14 protein-coding genes are annotated in these 20,712 nt (G+C 40.4%); 9 read left to right on the top strand and 5 right to left on the bottom strand.

Features of this window, described 5'->3' with window-relative positions:
* Positions 1–2 precede the first annotated feature (2 nt).
* Positions 3–2,138 carry a phosphate acetyltransferase gene (gene pta / locus F3J02_RS09710; RefSeq protein ID WP_167248751.1) on the top strand — a complete coding sequence of 712 codons (2,136 nt, stop codon included), beginning with the start codon at positions 3–5 and terminating at the stop codon, positions 2,136–2,138.
* Positions 2,139–2,213: 75 nt separating this feature from the next.
* Here the strand turns inward: pta and F3J02_RS09705 are convergent, their stop codons facing one another.
* Positions 2,214–3,119: a DMT family transporter gene (locus tag F3J02_RS09705; RefSeq protein ID WP_167248749.1), complete on the bottom strand. Its 906-nt coding sequence runs from the start codon at positions 3,117–3,119 to the stop codon at positions 2,214–2,216.
* Positions 3,120–3,302: 183 nt separating this feature from the next.
* On the opposite strand from F3J02_RS09705, the gene F3J02_RS09700 reads away from it, so the two are divergent.
* The 3 genes from F3J02_RS09700 (at position 3,303) to F3J02_RS09690 (ending at position 6,488) form a co-directional block, all read left to right on the top strand.
* On the top strand, positions 3,303–4,163 hold the full coding sequence (locus F3J02_RS09700; RefSeq protein ID WP_159886287.1) for an AraC family transcriptional regulator: 861 nt from the start codon (positions 3,303–3,305) through the stop codon (positions 4,161–4,163).
* 148 nt (positions 4,164–4,311) lie between these two features.
* Positions 4,312–5,838 carry a fumarate hydratase gene (locus F3J02_RS09695; protein ID WP_004657827.1) on the top strand — a complete coding sequence of 509 codons (1,527 nt, stop codon included), beginning with the start codon at positions 4,312–4,314 and terminating at the stop codon, positions 5,836–5,838.
* A 107-nt stretch (positions 5,839–5,945) separates the two neighbouring features.
* A complete protein-coding gene (locus F3J02_RS09690) occupies positions 5,946–6,488 on the top strand; it encodes a DUF2059 domain-containing protein (protein ID WP_167248747.1) in 543 nt (180 codons plus the stop codon).
* A gap of 14 nt (positions 6,489–6,502) precedes the next feature.
* Here F3J02_RS09690 and F3J02_RS09685 read toward each other — a convergent pair whose 3' ends face one another.
* From F3J02_RS09685 to tig, 4 genes are all read right to left on the bottom strand, one after another.
* Positions 6,503–7,219: a DUF2846 domain-containing protein gene (locus F3J02_RS09685; protein ID WP_167248745.1), complete on the bottom strand. Its 717-nt coding sequence runs from the start codon at positions 7,217–7,219 to the stop codon at positions 6,503–6,505.
* A 153-nt stretch (positions 7,220–7,372) separates the two neighbouring features.
* Complete coding sequence (clpX, locus tag F3J02_RS09680) at positions 7,373–8,683, bottom strand: ATP-dependent Clp protease ATP-binding subunit ClpX (protein ID WP_016541515.1); 1,311 nt, start codon at positions 8,681–8,683, stop codon at positions 7,373–7,375.
* Positions 8,684–8,724: 41 nt separating this feature from the next.
* A complete protein-coding gene (clpP, locus tag F3J02_RS09675) occupies positions 8,725–9,330 on the bottom strand; it encodes an ATP-dependent Clp endopeptidase proteolytic subunit ClpP (RefSeq protein ID WP_004775790.1) in 606 nt (201 codons plus the stop codon).
* A 271-nt stretch (positions 9,331–9,601) separates the two neighbouring features.
* Positions 9,602–10,933 carry a trigger factor gene (gene tig, locus F3J02_RS09670; RefSeq protein ID WP_005185077.1) on the bottom strand — a complete coding sequence of 444 codons (1,332 nt, stop codon included), beginning with the start codon at positions 10,931–10,933 and terminating at the stop codon, positions 9,602–9,604.
* Positions 10,934–11,181: 248 nt separating this feature from the next.
* Between tig and F3J02_RS09665 the strand changes: the two genes are divergently transcribed.
* The 5 genes from F3J02_RS09665 to F3J02_RS09645 all read left to right on the top strand — a co-directional run bounded on the left by F3J02_RS09665 (position 11,182) and on the right by F3J02_RS09645 (position 20,711).
* Positions 11,182–13,386: a TonB-dependent receptor domain-containing protein gene (locus tag F3J02_RS09665; RefSeq protein ID WP_167248744.1), complete on the top strand. Its 2,205-nt coding sequence runs from the start codon at positions 11,182–11,184 to the stop codon at positions 13,384–13,386.
* A 482-nt stretch (positions 13,387–13,868) separates the two neighbouring features.
* Complete coding sequence (locus tag F3J02_RS09660; protein WP_167248743.1) at positions 13,869–16,271, top strand: catecholate siderophore receptor Fiu; 2,403 nt, start codon at positions 13,869–13,871, stop codon at positions 16,269–16,271.
* Between the two features lie 97 nt (positions 16,272–16,368).
* Positions 16,369–17,052, top strand: coding sequence for a Fe2+-dependent dioxygenase (locus tag F3J02_RS09655; protein WP_167248742.1), 684 nt, complete (start codon positions 16,369–16,371; stop codon positions 17,050–17,052).
* The gene (locus tag F3J02_RS09650; protein ID WP_167248741.1) at positions 17,052–18,143 is read left to right on the top strand and encodes an alpha-hydroxy acid oxidase; all 1,092 of its coding nucleotides are present in this window, start codon (positions 17,052–17,054) and stop codon (positions 18,141–18,143) included. The genes F3J02_RS09655 and F3J02_RS09650 overlap by 1 nt, the downstream gene beginning before the upstream one ends.
* A 327-nt stretch (positions 18,144–18,470) precedes the next feature.
* Positions 18,471–20,711 (top strand): TonB-dependent receptor, encoded by a 2,241-nt coding sequence (locus F3J02_RS09645; protein WP_167248740.1) that lies wholly within the window; start codon positions 18,471–18,473, stop codon positions 20,709–20,711.
* The last annotated feature ends 1 nt before the right edge of the window (position 20,712 follow it).

Raw genomic sequence — 20,712 nt, 5'->3', positions numbered from 1 at the left:
CTATGAATACGATTTTACTCATTCCCACAGGGGAAGGTGTTGGTTTAACCTCTGCCTGCTTAGGCATGATCTACGCACTAGATTGTAAAGGGATTAACGCCGGTTTCTTAAAACCCTACTCACAGATTGCAGATACCACTGTTGACCGTACCACCACCTTGTATCGTCATTTATTTCAGCACTCATCTGCAGAGCCAATCACTTACGAAAGACTGACGCAACTAATTGCCTTGGGTGAAACCGATGAATTGCTTGAGGAAGCCGTTGCGCTACACCGTCAAATTTCAGCTAATCATGATGTGATTATTGTTGAAGGTTTGGTTCCAAATGGACAAGATCATTTTGTCAGTGAAATCAATGCCGCCCTCGCGCAAGCACTCGATGCCCAAGTAGTACTGGTTAGCACAGCAGATTTAGCTGATCCACGTAAAACAGCAGAAAGAGTCGATGCGCATTTACGCCAATTCGGTGGAGCAGCCTCGGCACGCACTACAGGCGTGTTGTTTATGCGAACCAAAGGACTGCCAGAAGGTACTGCTGCAATTCCACTAACACTTGATCCAAGTTTACGTCTCGATCAACAGATCGATGCTTTTGCCTTAGAATTACAACGCTATAACCGCTTTATGGGCACCGATGAACTCCCGATTATTGGACTGGTACCATTCAGTAATACCCTCAGCGTGCCACGTAGTTTAGATATTGCATCAATCATCAATGGGACATGGTTGCATCAAGGTGAGGCTAAACAACGTCGTATCCTGCATACCAGTTTAATTGCATCCAATATCGAATCAGAGCTACATAAATTTGTTGCGGGTGAACTAATTATTAGTGCATCACAACGCACCGATGCGATCTTGGCAGCAAGCCTTGCCAGCAGCAATGGTACACCACTAGCAGGTTTGGTTTTAACCGAGCAAGCTGCGCCTGCAAGCAATGTACTCGAATTTTGCCAAAGTGCGATCAAACAGGGTTTACCGATTTTACACACCCCACTTGATACTTTAGAAACGGCACAACTGCTGCATCGCTTTGGCAATGAAATTCCAATTGATGATACTGAACGTGCCGAGCAAGTCACGCGTTTTGTCTCAAGTCATTTAGATAACAATTGGCTCGATCAACATACCCAGAACAACTTGCATCCTCGCCTATCACCTTCAGCATTCCGTTACGAGTTAGTACAAAAATCAATTGCTGCAAAAAAACGTATTGTCCTACCTGAGGGGGATGAGCCACGCACGGTACAAGCGGCTGTCATCTGTCAAACCCGTGGCATTGCGCAATGTATTTTGTTGGCAAAACCTGAATCGGTTGCAGAAGTGGCTAAAGCACGCGGTATTCAGTTACCCGAAGATTTACAGATCATTGATCCAGATACGATTCGTGACCAATACATCGAACCGATGGTGGAACTGCGTAAAGGTAAACTTGATGCACTACAAGCCAAAGCACAGCTGCAAGATACAGTGGTACTTGGCACCATGATGTTGGCACTCGATCAAGTGGATGGTTTGGTGTCAGGTGCGATTCATACCACTGCCAACACCGTACGTCCTGCATTCCAACTCATTAAAACTGCACCAAACTACTCACTGGTATCATCAATCTTCTTTATGTTGCTGCCTGATGAAGTCTATGTCTATGGTGACTGTGCGATCAATCCAGATCCAAATGCAGAACAACTTGCCGAGATAGCGATTCAGTCTGCGGATTCAGCCAAAGCCTTTGGTCTTGATCCGCGTATTGCCATGATCAGCTATTCAACAGGAACTTCAGGTACAGGTGCAGATGTTGAGAAAGTTGCTGAGGCAACCAAAATCGCACAACAGCGCCGCCCCGACTTATTGATTGATGGGCCATTACAATATGATGCTGCTTCTGTTGAAAGCGTAGGTCGCCAAAAAGCGCCAGACTCACAAGTTGCAGGTCGAGCCAATGTGTTTATCTTCCCTGATCTAAACACAGGTAATACCACCTATAAAGCAGTACAACGTGCGGCCAATGTGGTGAGTGTCGGTCCAATGCTACAAGGCTTAAACAAGCCCGTAAATGATTTGTCTCGCGGTGCTTTGGTCGATGATATTGTGTTTACCATTGCCCTGACAGCGATTCAGGCTAAGCAACAGGATTAAATTCACCTCGTTGTACTGAATGAAAGCCATCTGCTTTTTATCAAGGAGATGGCTTTTTTGTATGTATGCTTTTCCTTAAGCGCGTTTTGAAATACCTATACTTTTCAACTGCGGCCCTTTCACAAAGAAAATCGCATTACCACACAAGATCAAAATCACCCCAATCACCGCATTCATTTGCCAGTGATAGCCTTCCCATACCGTCGAAATCACCAATGCGACTAAAGGAAATAGCAAAGTACTATAGGCTGCCTTACCCGCACCAATACGTCCGACCAGATAGAAATAGGCGGTGAAACCAACCACTGAACCAAAGATAGCTAAATACAGTAAAGCACTGACTGCACTGAATTGCATACTTGGAAAAAATTCATCCTGTCTAAACCATGAAATCAACGCCATCAGCAATGAGCCATATAACATACCGTAGGCATTGGTGGTAAAAATATCCAACCCATGTTTTTGATGGCGCGTACTGATCATATTGCCCAAAGAGAAACCATACGTCCCTAGAATACACAGTCCAATACCGATCAATGTATTGCGATTTAAAGTGGTACCCACCACGTCATGCCAAAATAAGGCAATAATCCCGAGCACACCTAATAACGCCGCAGGATAAAAGCGTGCCGATACCTGCTGTGCAAAGAATAATTTGGCGTTGATAGTATTGAAAATCACGGCCATGGAGAAAATAACAGCCTCTAAACCGCTGCTGATATATTGCACCGCATAATAAAAACAGACGAAGTTAAAACCAAAAATACAACAGGCTTGCAGCATACAAAACAGATGATCTTTGCCAGCCAATTTCTGTAGCTTCCGACTCAAAGTGACAAAAGCAAATAACACTATGGCAGAAATAAAAAAACGCCAAAACACCGCAACACTGGCTGATACCCCACTTTGTTGTTGCAGACTGATCGCAATCCATGTTGTGCCCCAGATCACCACAACCAAAGCATATAACAGCGCATTCATATCATTAGAACCAAATTCAATTACCTCGACGACTATTTTGCTGGTTTTATCGTCATCATTACTTGCATCATCTTGCGGTGATTATCATGGACTTGCGTTTTTCTAGGAAATTTTTGACCAGATGACAAAACTGGCTGAAAGTTCTACACTAAACTGGATCATATTTGGCACTGCGTATAGAAGATGAAATATCAGATTCTAGATCAATTACAGCAATATAAAGCGCAATTGCTCGACTCGGTAGAACTGGGGTCGGGTATGCAGTTGGCCATGTGGCAAAATAACCAAGACCGTGTCAGTGTCTGTAGCAATCACCATACCTTGAGTATGTATATTCAGGGTGGTTATGAAAGCTATCAAAAGACCCAGCAAGGTTGGCACAATGGCGGTGGACCTGACCGCATGTGTCTGATGCCACAAGATTTCGAGTCGACTTGGGACCTACGTGATCCACTCACCTTTGTACATCTTTACTATACTGAACAGCACTTACAACGTGTGGCAGAACAAGTCTGGGATCGCGAACCCAGCCAAATCATCTTAAATCCACAAATTTTTGTGGCTGACCCACAAATTTCGATGATTTATCGGCACTTTTTACTCAATGGTGCATGGCAAGATCGTGAAAACCATTTGCAGATGAGTACCGCAACAACATTATTACTCAATCATCTGATCAAAAATTACAGTCATGCACAATGGCAAGCACCTGAAGTCAAAGGGGGACTCTCCCCTTATGTGCTTAAGCAGTTACTGGAATGGATTGACCAACATCTCCATTTGAGTTTGACCTTGTCTGATCTGGCTCAGCAAGCGCAACTCAGCGAGTATCATTTTGCGCATATGTTTAAACAATCGATGCAGATGCCACCACATCAATATGTGATGCAACGCAGACTTGAACGAGCTCATCAAGCACTTGAACAAACCACAGTGAATCTGACAGAGATCGCAGTGCAATATGGTTTTAGCTCAAGCAGCCATTTTAGCCATCGCTTTAAGAAACAGTTTGGCTATAGTCCATCTCAACTGAGAAAAAACTAAAATCCAAAGCGCATCTTTTGTTGATGCAATTTAGATCGAAGGCTTACTTTAGACCTTTAGCCAAATCTAAGCTAAAACTCCCACATTCATTCCTTTTTGTCATATAATTTAGCCCGCCAGCTAATCGCCCGCTCAAGAGAAATTTGATATGACAACGATCATCAAACAAGATGACTTGATTACATCAATCAAGGATGCCCTGCAGTTTATTTCTTACTATCACCCACAAGACTTCATCCAAGCGATGAGCCGTGCTTATGATCGTGAAGAAAACAAAGCTGCAAAAGATGCTATTGCCCAAATCCTTATCAACTCACGTATGTGTGCTGAAGGTCACCGACCAATCTGTCAGGATACAGGGATCGTTAACGTTTTCCTTGAAGTCGGCTTAGATGTTAAATTTGATTTAACCATGAGCTTGGATGATGCTGTAAACGAAGGTGTACGCCAAGGTTACCTAGAGAACTCAAATGTACTCCGTGCTTCTGTTTTAGCAGATCCAGCTTTTGGTCGTAAAAATACCAAAGACAATACGCCTGCCGTGATTCACTACAAACTCGTTCCTGGTAATAAAGTTGATATTACCGTTGCAGCGAAGGGTGGCGGTTCAGAAAATAAATCTAAACTTGCGATGTTAAACCCATCTGATTCAATCGTGGATTGGGTACTTAAAACTGTTCCAACTATGGGTGCAGGTTGGTGTCCACCAGGTATGCTCGGCATTGGTATCGGTGGTACTGCTGAAAAAGCCATGATGCTTGCAAAAGAAGCACTTATGGAAGAAATCAACATGGACGAATTACTTCGTCGTGGCCCACAAAGCAAAATGGAAGAACTCCGTATCGAGATCTTCGAGAAAGTGAATGCACTCGGTATTGGCGCACAAGGTCTTGGTGGTTTAACCACAGTACTTGATATTAAAATCAAGGATTACCCATGTCATGCGGCAGGTAAGCCAGTGGGTATGATTCCGAACTGTGCGGCGACTCGTCACGCACACTTCCAGTTAGATGGTACTGGCGTTGCACATATTCAAGCACCAAAACTTGAAGACTACCCTGCTGTAACGTGGGATTCTTCTCAATCAAAACGTGTAAACCTTGATACCATTACTCAAGAAGAAATGAATGCTTGGAAGCCAGGCGATACATTATTATTGAACGGTACGATTTATACAGGTCGTGATGCTGCACATAAGCGCATGGTCGACATGTTAAATAATGGCGAAGAACTTCCAGTAGATCTAAAAGGTAAATTCATTTACTACGTGGGTCCAGTCGATCCAGTTGGCGATGAAGTTGTTGGTCCTGCTGGCCCAACCACTGCAACCCGTATGGATAAGTTCACTCGTCAAGTTTTAGAAGCAACGGGCTTATTCGGCATGATTGGTAAAGCAGACCGTGGTCCTGCTGCAATTGAAGCGATCAAAGACAATCAAGCAACTTACTTAATGGCCGTTGGTGGTGCTGCTTACCTCGTGTCTAAAGCAGTCCGTGAAGCTGAAGTCGTTGCTTTTGCAGACTTAGGTATGGAAGCAATCTACAAATTCGTAGTTGAAGATATGCCTGTTTCTGTTGCAGTTGATGTAAATGGTACTTCAATCCATGCCACTGCACCAAAAATCTGGCAAGCTAAGATTGGTAAAATCCCAGTTGTTGATGCTGCTGCGTCATAAATAATACTCATACAATAATCATAGCCGAATCATCGTATTCGGCTATTTTTTTGCCTATGGCTTCTGCTAAATTATAAAAAAGACGAGAACAATAAGGCGGTCTATAGATGAATAAATACATGTTCAACATGGTGATTGGACTTTGCCTTCTCGTTGGCATGCAAAATACCTTTGCATCCCCAGCCCAAAGTAAGTCAGTCAAAGAACTGATCAAACTAAGCGAGCTCGAAAATGTTTTAAACACCTCACTCGATGAAATGCAACCGACTCTCGATCTTGAAGCTGAAAATATTTTATTAAGAGTCTTAGGAAAAGAAGAACTCACCACAACACAAGAACATCTTGCTGTACTCGAATTGAGCCAATTACTTAAAAATACCAGTTCAAAAGTCTTTGCTCGACCCGAAACTGTTCAGGCAATCGAGAAGATTTATGCAGATACCTTGAGCGAAGAAGAAATACAAGCCTATTTGAAGTTCTTAAAAACACCTGAAGGTAAATCCATTAATCAAAAAACCTTGCAAATCAGTACCAATGTTTTTCAATATATGAATAACTTAAGTCAAAAAACCTTAAATGACCCAGAGCAGAGCTCACAATTAAAAGAGCAGTTCCTCACCATCATCAAACCTTTAATTCAGGATGAGTAACTGCTCAAGCAAACCTACCAAGTTAATGGATTCCAAAGCTTAAATGGCTTAACCAAATGCACTTCTGACTTTTCATCATACTTTGCGGGTTTTAATTCTTGAGGTTTTGAGCGAACCTTGCCAGATGCATCTTGTGCAACAAAGTTATAGCTGGAAGATTTTAAACGGGTAAATGCGATTTCTTGATGCGCCACCTTGTCAGGTGTAATCATAAATGGGCCTGTATGCTCACTACGAGAAATCTTATTTTCTTCATCATATTTAATGAAATAAGTTTGTGCAGCATCGACCGTAAAATCGAGATATTTCGGTTTCTGGAAGTGCAATCCCGCCAATGGGCGACTCACACTCAAGCGATAAGTTCCCGCAGGTAGTTCCACCCAGTAATAATGATTATGTAATAAGCTCGGAATACGATGACCATTGATAAATAAGTTGGCCGCAGCAATTTCCTGACGGTTCCAACGTGTATCTGGACGATATAAATAAACCACCGCAGCCTGTTCATTTTGTGGTTTGATTGGTGCGTAATATTGGCCTAACTTTTGGTTGACCCAACCACCAACAGTAAAACCACCCACATGGTACTGATCAAATAGACCTGGTTCTTTTGCTGTGTCTACGGGTGGTAATGTTGCGGTCAGTGCGGTTGGTTTTTCTTCAACTGTCTTATGACTTTGACAGCCAGCCAATACCCCAGCACAATATAATGACAATATTAAATAACGCATGACATCCCTCAAGGCGTTTTCTTGGATTTATTTTTAACAGCGCAAAACTATGCGCATTTTTTCAATTTTTTAAGATTAACACCTCAACGACTAATTGCAAATAAAAAAAGCATGAAAAGCCAAGCCTTTCATGCTTTTTTAGATGAATGAGAATTAAGCTGATTTAGAGTCAATCACCTTTAAATCCTTCTTTTCAGTCAGTTCTGGCGTACCGACTTGTGGCAAGCGCTCTGCTTTAAATGTTGGCTTCGCCGTACCATTAATGACAGCTTCATCCACGATGACCGTACCAACATCCGTACGACTTGGTAAGTCATACATGGTTTCCAGTAATACATTTTCCAGAATAGAACGTAAACCACGCGCACCAGTATTACGCTCAAGAGCTTTCTTCGCCACAGCTCGTAATGCAGACTCATCAAAGACAAGGTCTACATTTTCCATGGTGAATAGATATTGGTATTGACGTGTTAATGCATTTTTAGGTTCTGTCAGAATCTGCATTAATGCTTCTTCATCCAGCTCTTCTAAAGTTGCAATCACAGGCAAACGACCAATAAACTCAGGAATCAAACCGAATTTAACTAAGTCAGTTGCTTCTACTTGACGGAACAATTCAGAGACTTTTTTACTGTCATCTTTATTCTTCACATCTGCTGTGAAACCAATTCCACCTTTCTCTTGGCGCTGTTGAACAATTTTTTCCAAGCCAGAGAATGCACCACCACAAATAAATAGGATATTTGCAGTATCAATCTGGATGAATTCTTGCTGTGGATGCTTACGACCACCTTGTGGCGGAATAGAAGCAACCGTACCTTCAATCATTTTTAACAATGCTTGTTGTACGCCCTCACCAGACACATCACGGGTAATTGAAGGATTTTCAGATTTACGGGTAATCTTATCAATCTCATCAATATAGATAATGCCTTTTTGCGCTTTTTCTACATCATAATCCGCTTTTTGCAACAACTTCTGCACGATGTTTTCAACATCTTCACCCACATAACCTGCTTCGGTTAAAGTGGTTGCATCTGCCATCGCAAATGGAACATCAAGCAGACGTGCAAGTGTTTGTGCAAGTAATGTTTTACCCGAACCTGTTGGTCCGATCAGCAAAATATTACTTTTTGCGATTTCAATCTCTTGATGTCCGTGAGTCGACTGGCCTACTTTTAAACGCTTATAGTGGTTATAGACCGCAACAGATAAGGTTTTCTTCGCAACATCTTGCCCAATCACATATTGGTCCAAGGCAGCACGTATTTCGTGTGGTTTTGGCAGGGCTTTAGTTGCCCAATCACCTGCTTCAACTTGTTGACTGGTTTGAACGAGATCTAAGCAGACATCTACACACTCATTACAAATATATGCGTCCTCACCAGCAATCAATTTTCCAACTTCAGATTGCGTCTTACCACAAAATGAACAATGTTTTTGTCCTTGAGGATGTTCGGACATATTTACTCCACAACTTAAATCTTAAACTTAGGTCCTAAAAATCAGGGACGTTTGCTTAGCACTTCATCTACTAAACCATATTCTTTGGCTGCTTGTGCAGTCATGAAATTATCACGATCTGTATCACGTGCAACGGTCTCGTAATCTTGACCACTATGTTCAGCCATTAAGCGATTTAAACGCTCTTTAATGAACAGAATTTCACGTGCGTGAATTTCAATATCAGAAGCCTGACCACGGAAACCACCTAGTGGTTGGTGGATCATCACACGAGCATTTTCAAGACAGTAACGCTTGCCTTTTGCACCCGCATTCAATAAGAATGCACCCATTGATGCTGCTTGTCCCATACAGTATGTCACAACATCTGGTTTGATAAACTGCATGGTGTCATAAATCGCCATACCCGCAGTTACTGAACCGCCAGGTGAATTGATATAAAGGTGAATATCTTTTTCTGGATTTTCTGCTTCAAGAAATAACATCTGCGCAACGATTAAGTTCGCCATGTTATCTTCAACTTCACCCGTTAAGAAAATAACACGCTCACGTAATAGACGTGAAAAAATATCGAATGAACGCTCACCACGAGACGATTGTTCAACGACAACAGGAACTAAAGCATTTTCAATTGTTGGAACATACATACGTTTACTTATTCCTAAATTATTGTGACTCGATCTATGCCAACAATATGAGGGATAATCAATGAAATTGCAAAAGATTCAATCTGAAATATTCGATTTTTTAGACTAAAATCTGGCAATTCCTAATTAAATTAACACTTTCATAACAGAGGGTTTAAAGAGCTTACATCAACGCTTTAACTGATAATAAAATACATCAATGAAAGCGAAGCAAACCCAAAAAGAAAAAGGCGCATTAAGCGCCTTTTTCTTGATTCAACTTTTTAAAAGATTAGCCACGGCGAGCTTGTTGTTCTTTCAATAAGTCTTCATAGCTGATCGCAACATCTTTTACTTTAGCAGCAGCTAAGATGTGATCAACAACTTGGTCTTCTAATACAACAGCTTCGATTTGAGCGCGTTGTTGTTTGTCATTTTTGAAGTATTCAACAACTTCTGTTGGATCTTCATAAGAAGAAGCCATGTCATCAATGTAAGCATCAACACGTGATTGGTCAACTTCAAGTTTAGCGTCAGCCAATACTTTGCTTACCAATACACCAAGCTTAACTGATTTTTCAGCTTGTTCTTTGAACAATTCATCAGGAAGCATGCTGCTGTCAAATGCGCCTGCACCTTGAGCACCAAACTGTTGAGTGAACTGTTGAATCATCTGTTGACGTTGACGGTCAATTTCTTGAGCAACCATTGAAGTAGGAACTTCAATTTCGTTTGCAGCAACAAGTGCATCAAATGCAGCTTGTTTAACTTGGTTACGAAGACCGTTGCGAACTTCACGTTCCATATTCTTACGAACGTCAGCTTTTAACTTGTCTAAGCCTTCTTCTTCAGTCAAACCAAAGATTTTCAAGAATTCAGCATCAATTTCTGGAAGTTTTGCTTTTTCAACTTGCTTCACAGTGATTTTGAATTGAGCTGCTTTACCAGCCAAGTTTTCAGCTTGGTAATCTTCTGGGAAAGTTACATCAATCACTTTCTCTTCGCCAGCTTTCATACCAACGATACCGTCTTCAAAGCCAGGAATCATACGACCTGAACCAAGTACAAGTTTAAAGTCTTCAGCAGCGCCGCCTTCAAACTTCTCACCGTCAACAGTACCTTCGAAGTCGAAAGTTACTTGCATGTCTTTCTTCGCCATACCTTTAGTTACAGCCCAAGTTTGACGTTGTTTTTGCAAGTTTTCGATCATTACATCAACGTCTTTGTCGTTGATTTCTGATGCTTTACGCTCAACTTCCAAGTCAGCAAAAGCTTTCACTTCTACTTCTGGGTAAACTTCAACAGTCGCTTCAAAAACTAAAGCATCATCTTTGTTTTCAACTTTTTCAATATTCGGCATACCGACCGCATTGATTTTTTCTTGTTGAATTGCTTCAAATACTGTGTCGCGAATGATGTCATTCACAACTTCTTGATAAATGCCCGCACCATATTCACGGCGAACAACATTCAAAGGCACTTTACCTGGACGGAAGCCGTTGATCTTCACAGTTTTGGCAGTGCGTTGTAAGCGAGCTTCAAATTGCTCGTTAACACGGCTCGTCGGTACAGAAACATTTAAACGACGGGCAACGCCCGAAACCGCTTCAGTCGTTACTTGCATGGCTTCCTCGATATTAGTTAGTAATAACAATTTTTAAAGTGCCACATTATATGACAACTTTCTGGATATACAAAATCGGATGCTAAAAAAGCAAATATATTTTCATTTTTATCCAAAACCATAGTTTTCTTAAATGAATCTTAAAACAAACGTTATTTTTTGTTGTTAATGATAGGTATTATCATTATACTTTGCATTCTTTTTGAACAATTGTTCTATTTTTCTCGTCCAGCTTTGGAACTCTAGTTATGAGTAAATTTAATTTGACCCCCCTTTCATTCGCATTACTTGGGGCAATGACCACATCCGCTTTTGCAGACACGACGGCAGCATCTGAAAATACCAACACACACCAACTTGCAACCATTGTGGTATCGGCAGCTGGTTTTGAACAAGATATTAAAAATGCACCAGCAAGTATCACAGTTATTACTGCTCAAGATTTGAAAGATAAAAGAATTAATTCCATTGCAGATGCATTAGTTGATGTAGAAGGCGTTGATATCAGCCCAACAGCAGGCAAAACAGGTGGTTTGAATATTCGTATTCGAGGAATGGATTCGGAATACACACTTGTATTAGTAGATGGCAGAAGACAAAACAGTACTGGTGATATAACGCCAAATGGTTTTGGTGAATCCAATAACAGTTTTATTCCCCCAATATCTGCTATTGAACGAATCGAAGTAATTCGAGGACCTGCTTCTACACTTTATGGTTCTGATGCTATGGGTGGTGTAGTCAACATTATTACTAAAAAAGTAACTGATGAGTGGACAGGCTCGGTGACATTAGAAGGTACAATTCTGCCTAATTCATCTGATTTTGGTAATCAACGCTCTGCTGATGCATTTATTACGGGTCCACTTATAAAAAATCTACTAGGCTTACAATTAAGAGGCAGAAAGGCGGAGAGAGACCAATCCAATGTTGTTAGAAAGGATGATGAGTCAACTGATGAATCATTGAATATGGGAAATAACCCAACTAAATCAGATATTGAAACAATTGGTGCGCGTTTAACACTCACCCCTACAGACAACCATGATTTATCTGTGGAATATGAACAAACAAAGCAATGGTATGATAACAGCAAAGGGCAATTGGGTACTTTAGGCGCGAATGGCGGCTATTCAGAAGCTCAAAAATATAATCGTGAAAAATATATTTTAGCGCATACATGGAGAAGTGACTTTGGTAATTTAGAATCCAGTATTAGTAATATTCAAACTGAAACTATTGGTCGCCTAATTCCGTCTCGCGCTCAAAATGGATCTAAAGCCATTACCCCAAGACTTTTGGAAAGTGAAGATACGACTTTTGATACCAAATTTACAACTGAACATTTCTCGGGTCATAAAATCACTCTAGGTGGCCAATGGTGGGAAGCTAATATCAAAGATGGTTTACGTGCCAATAAAGAAATCTCCTTTAAACAGCTAGGTCTTTTCGCTGAAGATACATGGTCAATCACAGATAGTCTGGCACTTACGCTTGGTTTACGATACGACGACCATGATACCTTCGGAGACTTCTGGACTCCTCGTGCTTATTTGGTCTGGAATGCGAATGACAACTGGACGTTCAAAGGTGGATATAACGAGGGATACAAAGCGCCGAGACTTGAACGCTTAACTGATGGCATCTATAACATTGGTGGACAAGGTAGAATCCCTCTCTTTGGAAATCCAGATTTAAAACCTGAAAAAAGTAACAACTTCGAAATTGGAACGTATTTTAGTAATGGCTCTAATTTTGATGCAAACATGACAGCTTTTTATAGCCAAGTTAAAGACAAAATCGTAACTGGGGCAATTGAAAGAACTTGTGATGCTGCCAGTAGTGATGCTTTTGGTGGAAAAATTGCTTGTGAAAACTTTATGGCAAGTGTTGGCACACCTTGGCTAATGGAAAATGGAGATACAGGGACTCGCTCTTGGAACGTTACCCGACCAACCAATGCTGAAAAAGCTGAAATTTATGGGGTAGAAACAGGATTTAACTGGGAGTTTGTTCCTGATTGGAAGTTTGGTATCAACTACACATGGACAAATACTGAGATTAAAGACAAAAGTATTGGGAATCCACCACTTAACGATACACCCGAACATATTGCCAATGCTTCACTTAAATGGCAGGCAGATGACAATATCCAACTTTGGGCTCGTGGTGAATACCGCAGCGAAAGGGCTCGCTACCTTAAAACTTATCAAAATATGAGTACTGCAGAAAAAAATGCTTACGATGCTTTGGGTGATTATAAAGAATATGCCTTATTACATGTAGGCTCTAATTTTAATATCACACCAAACTGGAACTTGGGCGTTGCTCTGTATAATGTTTTTGATAAGAATTTCAATGACTATGAGCGTGTTGGTACTAGCTACTATAACCGCTACAGTAATACCCAAGAAGGTCGTCGCGTTCAATTAAGCACCACTTTCTCTTTCTAAACTCAGTCCTTTCCATCTTAATCTTTTCACTAGTCATTAGAGATCACCTAATGATTAGTGAAAAATGCTTACCCTAAATTCAATTTTACAAAAATACTCTTATAAAGATCCCCCTACTTCCCCTTATATTCAAATATTTGACCCTCTAAAACCCTGATCAAAATTAAATAAAACTTTTATAAAAAACTTTTATAAAAAACTTTTATATCAATAAATTAAATATAACCATCACTACATTATCATTCAGCCCAATTATTAATCAAAAATATCAATCCCATAAAATGTCAATATATTTCAATAAATTAAATATATACAGCTCTTTATACCGACCTAAAAGCTATTGATAACGATAATAATTATCAATAGACTTCACACAAATTGTTACATAGCTTAACAATTCATTCGCTTTTACTTCTTTTTTGTAAAAGCTCTACAAAGTTGAAAGTTCTGTCATTCACACTTCAATTTCAGGGGTTCTCTCAATGGCAAAAATCAAAAGTCGTAAACATTTCCGTACCACACCTTTAGTTGCACTTGCAGCAACCCTTCCTTTAGCAGCACATGCTGCCCCTAAAGAAGAAAGTGTGGCAAAGCTTCCAACAATTGAAGTAAATGCAGAAAATACCTATAAAGTAGATGCAGTAAGCTCTCCAAAATATACACAACCCCTACTCGATACACCTCAAACTGTACAAGTTATTAAAAAAGAACTGTTACAGGAACAAGGTGCTGCATCATTAGTGGAAGCACTACGTAATACCCCAGGCATCACACTACAAATGGGTGAGAATGGTAATACCAGCGCAGGTGACACTTTCCAGATGCGTGGTTTCTCGACACAAACATCAACCTATGTCGATGGTATCCGCGATCTTGGTGCGGTCAGTCGTGATGTATTCAACTTAGAACAGATTGAAGTTGTAAAAGGTCCATCTGGCTCAGAAGCGGGTCGTGGTGCAGCATCAGGTTATATCAACTTAGTCACCAAGTTACCGAAAGCTGAAAGTAGTCGTGAAGTTTCAGCACGTTACAATACCGCTGAAAATGCACGCTTAACTGCTGACATCAATCAGGCAATTAATGAAAGTACAGCGATTCGTTTAAATGTGATGGGACAGGATGGTGGTGTTGAAGGACGTGATGTTGTTGAAAACAATGGTTGGGCAATTGCTCCCTCGATTGCTTTCGGTCTAAATACAGATACACGTTTCTACCTATATTCTCAGCATGTTCGCCAAAATAATATTCCTGATGGTGGTATTCCGACCATTGGTATGAATGGCTTTTATTATGGTTATGCTTCTAACTACGCAAACGCTAAAAATACCGCTTTACAAAATCAAATCCGCGAAGCGATTAATAATTCTGCCGATGCACAGAAAATTAATAGTGCTTTACGCACAGCACCTGAAGTCGATCGTAGTAACTTTTACGGCAATGCAAATGACTATGAAGATATTAACTCAGATATGGTCACTGCTAAAATTGAAAGTGATTTTGCCGAGAACATTAAATTTACCAATATCTCTCGATTTGGTAAAAACAGAATGCAACGTGCATTAACAGGAATTAATGCCATTGGAAATGCACCATCTGTCAATGTCACTGTAAATCCAAATAATACATATAGCTACAAATTCAACTACGGTACATTTGATCCAAACAATAAAGATACTTGGACAATTTCTCGCTCGTATCAAGGTGTGGACCAAGAAAATAAAATTCTTGCCAACACATCAACCTTGAACTTTAATTTTAAAACTGGTGCTGTAGAGCATGACCTCGTTGCTGGCTTAGAATTTCTGAAAGAACAACAAATTTCTAAAACCCTATCGACTCAAACACCAGGAACGAAAGCTCCTAGTACACCTGCGGCAAATTTATATAATCCAAACCACCACGATGCCCTACCAGCATTAGTCTATACCGGTGGCTACACTGATGGCGAAACCAAAACTGCTGCTGCTTATTTGTTTGACACAGTTAAACTACTTAATGATCGTTTGCAGTTTAATGGTGGTGTCCGTGTTGATTATTATGAAACGGATTACAATGCACTTGCTGTTGCAACAGATTCAAATACCCTTGCAGTTACTAAAACCCCAACCAATCTACAAGCACATGACACTTTAGTTAGTTGGAAATTGGGCAGCTTATTTAAGCCAACTGAAAACAGTAGTATTTATGCATCTTATGCAAAATCACTCACGCCTCCAGGCAGTGCAAACTTTGGGCTATCAGATACAGGTATTAATAGTTCTGCTGCTAAACCACAAGAAACCAATCACTATGAAGTGGGTGGAAAATGGGACGTGCTGAAAAACAAACTGGCATTAAATGCTGCCGTTTATCACACAGAAAATGAAAACCAATTCACCACTGACCCAATTACTAAAGAATCTGTTCAAGAAGGTAAAACACGAGTTGAAGGTGTTGAACTCGGTGTTGTGGGTCAAATTACCGATGCTTGGAATATTTCTGCGGGTGTTGCCCACATGAAAACCAAGCAAAAAAATCAGCAGAGCTTTAGCAGCACTGGCGAAAAAACAGTAACGGATTCGGTACGTTGGTCACCTGATTGGACTGCAACGTTATGGACGACTTATGACATCGCTGGTTTTAAAGTAGGTTTAGGTGCACGCTATGTAGATGAACAGAAACGTGTAAATACCGATAGCACTGCTCCAGCCAATATGCCAAAAGTACCATCTTATGTCGTGTTTGATGCAATGGCAGGTTATAGCTTCAACAAGAATGCATCACTTAACCTCAATGTCTACAACTTAGCAGATAAAGACTACATCAGCGCATTGAACAATGGTGGCAGCCGTTTTGTGCTCGGTCAGCCTCGTTCAGCAGCATTAACATTCAACTATAAGTTCTAAATTATTCAATCAAAATTGAAGATTGAATAGATGAACTCAGCCTGTCAGAAAAGGTATACTTTTTCGACAGGCTGTATTTTTTGAAGGGTTTTTAAAGATGATGTTGCACATCCCTGAGCTGCTCAGTAAACAACAAGTGTTAGAACTACGCCAACAAATGCAGTCAGCTTCAGTCTGGGTTAATGGTTCTCAAAGCGCAGGAGTACAAGCTCAGCAAACTAAAAATAATTTACAGATTGATACCCATAATGATCTCTATCAATCCTTAAGTCAGTCTGTTCTAAATTCTTTACAAAGCAATCTGCTGTTACGCTCAGCGGCACTGCCCCAACATATTTTATCTCCGATGTTTAATTGCTATCAAAATCAAGGCAATTATGGCAATCATGTCGATAGTGCTGTTCAGGCTTCTTCAAAAACAGGACAAATGATTCGCACCGATGTCTCTATTACGGTTTTTTTATCCGAACCCGATGAATACGAAGGTGGAGAACTGATTGTTGAAGATACCTATGGCAGCCACGAGGTTAAGCTGGATGCTGGTGATGCGATTTTATATCCGTCCACAAGTCTGCATCGCGTTGAACCCGTCACTCAAGGTAGTCGGATTGCCGCTTTCACTTGGATTCAAAGCATGGTCAAAGATGACTGGCAACGTACCATGCTATTTAATTTAGATATGACTATTCTAAAACTAAGACAGCAACTTGGCGACACAGAGGAAGTGGTTGCATTGACTAGCCATTATCACAACTTATTAAGACAATGGGGAGTTTTTTAATGTCACCCCTCCCGCCATTGACCACAATACCAGCTCATCTACAAACCCTGGCAGATTACGAGCAACAAGCATCTCAACACCTAGAAGAAGCGACTTGGCATTATTTACAAGGTGGTGCCATGCATGAACTGAGCGTGCAAGATAATCAGCTCCAGTTTCAAGATGTTCGACTTATTCCACGTCATTTAAATGATTTTTCTCAGGGCAATACTCAGCTCAATTTATTTGGGATGGACTATCCTCATCCAATTTTTCTCGCTCCCATTGGGCATCAGGCACTTTTCCATCCTCAAGCCGAGCAAGCCACAGCACTTGCAGCTGAGTTAATGCAGAGTAATTTTGTACTGAGTACATTAAGCAACACACATATGGAAGCTTTGAATAAAGAGAATCCCTACAAATGGTTTCAACTTTATTGGCAAGGTAACCGAGAAAAATCATTAGCGTTAATTCGACTTGCAGAACAACACAATTACAAAGCGATCGTGATCACGATCGACGCGCCACATACAGGGATCCGCGATCGAGAGCGAAAAACCTTCTTTCAACTTCCCAATAAGATGCCACATCCCCATGCATCGGTTAATTTAAAAATCGGTAATTTGGCTGCTAATGAACATCCTATTTTCCAAGGTCTGATGAAAATGGCACCCAAATGGGAGGATATTGAGTGGTTAATTAGAAATACTAAACTGCCCCTAATCCTCAAAGGTGTATTACATCCTATGGATGCCAAGAAAGCGGTCGAATGTGGTATTTCAGGTCTGATCGTTTCCAATCATGGCGGTCGCGTACTGGATACCACCATTCCGCCATTAATTGCACTGCAAAAAATCAGAGCCGTTGTTCCAGCCAATTACCCCCTACTGTTAGATGGTGGTATCCGTCGTGGTTCAGATGTCTTTAAAGCTATTGCACTTGGTGCATCAGCCGTACTGATCGGTCGTCCTTATATTTATGGCTTGGCAACGGCTGGCGCCCTAGGTGTTGCCCATGTACTTAAAATCTTAAAGGAGGAATTTGAGATCACCATGGCCCTGATGGGAACAGCAACATTAAAAGAGATTAACCATGACTTTATTGATCAATAATCCGTTTTACCCCAACCTCACTTTAACAAACTGATATTCAAAAAACTTTCAGGCTTTTAAAGATAAATCATATAAATAAAACTTCAGTAAAATGACACAACTCATAATATCTAAATTAAAAGTTAATAGTTAAAACACAATCGTTTTTTTAGATTAAATAAAAAAATCAACAAATTAACAACGTTTTTAAACATTTAAGGACGAAAAATTATTTAGGTTTCCATTGCAACAATTAGAAACAATTGAAAAATCCAATCCAAAAAAAATGAATATAGAAATAACAATGATTATCCTTTGCATAAATTTTTACATACTTAGGCGTGCCCCATGTCTTTTATTAAATCACGGAAGAAACTTGTTTCTTCTGCAATTGCATCATCACTTTCAGTTATTGCGATGCCAGCCATTGCACAGGACCAAGCCGTTCAACTACCAACAATTCATGCACACGCAGCAAAAGAAGAATCTTTAAAAGTAGATCAGTCTGCAAATGCAAAATTTGTTGCTCCTCTTAAAGACACACCAAAGTCAGTTTCGATTCTGTCGCAAAAACTACTAAAAGAAACCAATTCAAATACCTTACTTGAAGCACTTCGTTATGAGCCAGGTATTACTCTAGGCGCTGGTGAGGGTGGTACCCCTTATACGGATATGCCGATTATTCGTGGTTACAACAGCCAAAACTCTATTTATGTGGATGGCGTGCGCAATGCCACTTCACAAAGCCGTGATATGTTCGCTGTTGAACAAGTTGAGATTATTAAAGGCTCTTCTTCTGCACTTGGTGGTGGCGGTAGTATCGGTGGTAGCATCAACTTAGTAACTAAAGTTGCGCATGAAGGCGATGTTTACCAAGGTAGTGTTCAAGGTGGTACTGATAACTATCGTCATATCCAACTTGATGCCAACAAAGATTTTGGTAATGGTACAGCAGGCCGTGTCGTGGTGATGGGTCATGAAAATGAAAAACCAGGTCAACACAATGGTGCCGAATATGCTCGCGTTGGTATCGCACCAAGTATTAGCTTAGGCTTGGGTAGCCCTAACCGTGCAACCCTTAGCTATTATTTCTTGAAAAGTAATGATGAGCCAGATGCAGGTATTCCATTTAATAACTCCAATGTTCCAACCAATGCGCCAGCTGGTACTGAAAAAGGCGATGGTCGACCTGTTCATGTGAAGCAAGGTACTTACTATGGCTGGAAAGCACGCGATTTTGATAAACGCGAAAATCATATTGGTACATTAAAATTAGAACATGACTTTAATGAAAACTTAACGCTTAGTAACGTTGCGACCTACACTAAGTCTAAAGCTGATTATGTCAACTCTATGCCTGATGACTCTAAAGGCAACATCTACAATGGTGAAGTATGGCGCCGCTCAAATGGCCACACTAGAGATACAGATGCTTTTAGCGATCAATTATCTTTAAAAGGTAAATTCAATACAGGCTTTCTAAAACATAATTTTAATGTCGGTGCAGAATATGCTCGCCAAGAAACAGATAAAGCATCATATCTATTAACAGATATAGCAAATGCCAATAATGGTGATGCATTGAAAGGTGCATGTTCATTAGGTGTTGGGGCTGCATCAAATTACTGGTGTACAGATTTAAATAACCCGAATCCAAATGACCCTTGGTTAGGCAAAATTGATATTAATCCAACCTCAATCAATACCGTAACCAGTAAAACTACATCTATCTATGCATTAGATAGTATCGAATTACACCCTCAATGGTTACTTGATCTTGGCGTTCGTTGGGATAAATTTGACACTGAGCAAGTTACCAAAGCAACAGGTGTAAAACTTGAAAGCAACACGGACTATTTCTCTTATCAAACTGGATTAGTGTATAAGCCAACAGAACAAGGCAGCATTTATGCAAGCTATGCAACTTCTGCGAGTCCTGTAGGTATTAGCCAAGGCGATGGAGAAAGTGATCTTGGTGCTGCATATCTTGATTTAAAACCAGAAAAAGCACGTACGATTGAATTAGGAACCAAATGGGATTTATTTAATCAACGTGCTAACGTCACTGCTGCTATTTTCCGTACTGAAAAAACTGACTCTCGCGTAACAGATTCAGATGGTACAACTCGTAATATTGGTAATAGTAAAGTTGATGGTTTTGAACTTGGCCTAAATGGCAAAATTACAGATAAATGGGATATTGCTGCTGGTTATAGCTACTTAGACAGTGAACTTACCAAAGGTAACCAAAATTCAGCAGGCTTGTTAGCAGAAGGTAAGCCATTACCATTTGTTGCGAAAAATAGTGCAACTTTATGGTCTACGTACAAAGTCATCCCTAAACTTACTTTAGGTGCTGGCGTTCAATACCAAGATAAAGTATTCGCGAATACCACTGCACCAAAATTCTTACCGACTTATACCATCTATAATGCGATGGCAAAATATGACGTAGATAAAAATGTAAATGTACAGCTGAACGTCAATAACATTGGTGACAAGCGTTACTTTACAGGTGCTCATGCAGCTCATTATGCTAATGAAGGTAATGGACGTAATGCTGTCTTAGCGATTAACTTTAAATACTAAG

It is taken from the genome of Acinetobacter sp. Tr-809 (assembly GCF_011753255.1).
Classification (GTDB): domain Bacteria; phylum Pseudomonadota; class Gammaproteobacteria; order Pseudomonadales; family Moraxellaceae; genus Acinetobacter.
This window is presented reverse-complemented; position numbering and strand designations above follow the sequence as displayed.